General features: G+C 35.7%; 4 protein-coding genes. All 4 read left to right on the top strand.

The genetic code is table 11. The annotated features are described in order from the left end of the window. The first annotated feature begins 83 nt into the window (after positions 1-83). The 4 genes from C3945_RS11895 (at position 84) to C3945_RS11605 (ending at position 2,009) form a co-directional block, all read left to right on the top strand. A complete protein-coding gene (locus C3945_RS11895) occupies positions 84-365 on the top strand; it encodes a nucleoside deaminase (protein ID WP_202623370.1) in 282 nt (93 codons plus the stop codon). Positions 366-371: 6 nt separating this feature from the next. Beyond that, a complete protein-coding gene (locus tag C3945_RS11890; protein ID WP_202623369.1) occupies positions 372-563 on the top strand; it encodes a hypothetical protein in 192 nt (63 codons plus the stop codon). 488 nt (positions 564-1,051) lie between these two features. Continuing rightward, the gene (locus tag C3945_RS11610; protein WP_161879813.1) at positions 1,052-1,447 is read left to right on the top strand and encodes a hypothetical protein; all 396 of its coding nucleotides are present in this window, start codon (positions 1,052-1,054) and stop codon (positions 1,445-1,447) included. 358 nt (positions 1,448-1,805) lie between these two features. Continuing rightward, entirely contained in the window at positions 1,806-2,009 is a 204-nt protein-coding gene (locus tag C3945_RS11605; RefSeq protein WP_161879812.1) for a hypothetical protein, read from the top strand. Positions 2,010-2,167 lie beyond the last annotated feature (158 nt).

The following is a 2,167-nucleotide window of genomic DNA, read 5'->3' as shown; positions in this document are numbered from 1 at the left end:
TTTAAGTCAGCCTTAAATGACAAATATAGTAAAAAAAAGATTAGCCATTTAAGACTAATCTTATTATACGAGGAGGATGAAAGATGATTAGTTCAAACGATCAACCATTCTTAAAACGCAGTGTCGAATTAGCTAAAATAGCCTTATTAAAGGGTCATGCGCCTTTTGGTTCGGTTCTTGTATCGGAGGATAATCAAGTTTTATTTGAGGACCACAACCGTAACGGAACAGGTGATGAAACACGTCATCCTGAATTTGAAATTGCAAGGTGGGCAGCCGAACATCTATCACCAGAAGAACGAGCAAAAGCGGTTGTGTATACTTCTGGCGAGCATTGTTCAATGTGTTCTTCTGCTCATGCATGAGTAGGATTGGGTCGAATTGTCTATGCGAGTTCGAGCGGCCAGTTAAACGAATGGAAAGAAGAGTGGGTAATTAACGCTGGACAGTTGAAAACGTTAGCTATTGAAGACGTAATAAAGGATTGCCACGTTGATGGCCCAGACGAAGAACTGGCGAAAGAAGTAAAACAATTGCAGGCAAGGTATTATGAGATTATATAGAGTTTTTGACCAAGGTGAAAGAATAATGACTGTTTAAATTTCAATGACTTAAGAATATACTTGTTGGTAAACTTAATCATGCTTTTTAGTCGGATGGTCTTAAAAACGTGGTCGTTAAAATGATTAACGACCACTTATTAATCAAAATAGTAAAAATAGAGTTTGTTTAGACTATTAAAAGTCAGTTAGTAATCTAACGACAGCATAAGTGAGATCGATAAGACTGATACTTAGTATAATGCACTTACTTTTTTCGGTGATCTGAATGAAACTATATTGGTCGTCTTTGTTTATCTTTAATTTTCCATTCTGAACTAATTTAGATTCGTACTATCATTTGTTAACAACTGAAAATAATAGTTATACTTTTTTTGGATATGTGTTATCATTAGAATATGATAAGAATGGAATGGTTAATAGTACCGTAGTTGATAAGCTGTATACTATTGATAACATGAACCTAAAAAAGATGAAGAGGAGAATGCAGTATGATGAATTCAACAATCAAAAAAACTGTCGGCGTTACTTTTCTAGCATTTGTATTACTTGCTGGTTGTACGACAGAAGAAAGTGCAGATGTAAAAAGAGTTATTGAGGAGGACGGTGCATTCAGCTTTGACTTCGGTGACTCTCCAGTCATAACGTTCCAGGCTGAAGGCATGCAAGTAATGAATGCGCATAATATTCCGGGAGATTACCCATTTCCTTTCGATTCCGAGGATGTTTATGAAGAGTACGATGTCACGTATACGGACGAGACACTCTTCATCGAAGCAGGTGACGACGTTTACGAATTGGAAATATTAGGTCCCCGTCTTTACCGTGACAACGACAATGATTTAGAGCTGAGTACAGAGGCCTTTCTTTTTGATGAAGAGGGTTAACCAACCGTATATGAAAGTCGTTTTTCTACTTAATTAATATGGCCTTGATTGGGTCAAACATACATCAAAGCACAGAAGGGCTGTTAAAACAGTCTTTTGTGCTTTTTAAATTGGTCAGCTATATCCACAATTCCTTAGATAATATAAAGAAGAAAGGGTAGAAATCATCACTATCAGTGAATTAATCAATCTGTTATTTTCATATAATTCTTGGTACCGTGTTCATGTAAGAAGGATCATGATATAATAAAACTATGAATATAAATCTTGACACATTAGGATAGGAGCATAGGAATTGGCTTGTTTAACCATTTTTCAATGTATATCCTAATACAAAAAACAAGAGAGGAATACCAGGATGCTTGACTACAAAATTAATGAAGACATATCTTTAAAACTAAAAGATTATCAGGACAGCAATGAGCTATTCAAACTGATAGAGTCGTCCAGAGAGCATTTGAAGGAATGGATGGTGTGGGTGGACTCGGTTCAGACAGAAGAAGATGTAGTTAAATCCATTCATAAGAACTTAATTGAAAAGTTTATGAGCGCATTCTCGTGACTTTAGTCGTGAGTAAGCGATTTCGCATGTTTTTTTGTTTCTACATATGATAAAATACATGTAGAGGTGATTATGGTGAAAAAAGCACTAAAAGGAAGAGGTTACGTCTACTATATTCAGTACCATATAGTATGGTGTGTAAAGTACAGAAAGCCGAT

The organism is Alkalibacterium sp. MB6, from assembly GCF_009935905.1.
GTDB lineage: Bacteria > Bacillota > Bacilli > Lactobacillales > Carnobacteriaceae_A > Alkalibacterium.
This window is presented reverse-complemented; position numbering and strand designations above follow the sequence as displayed.

Bases quoted from the DNA above. Each gene is read 5' to 3' on its own strand.
- C3945_RS11895 (WP_202623370.1), top strand. From the start codon at position 84: ATGATTAGTTCAAACGATCAACCATTCTTAAAACGCAGTGTCGAATTA.
- C3945_RS11605 (WP_161879812.1), top strand. From the start codon at position 1,806: ATGCTTGACTACAAAATTAATGAAGACATATCTTTAAAACTAAAAGAT.
- C3945_RS11610 (WP_161879813.1), top strand. From the start codon at position 1,052: ATGATGAATTCAACAATCAAAAAAACTGTCGGCGTTACTTTTCTAGCA.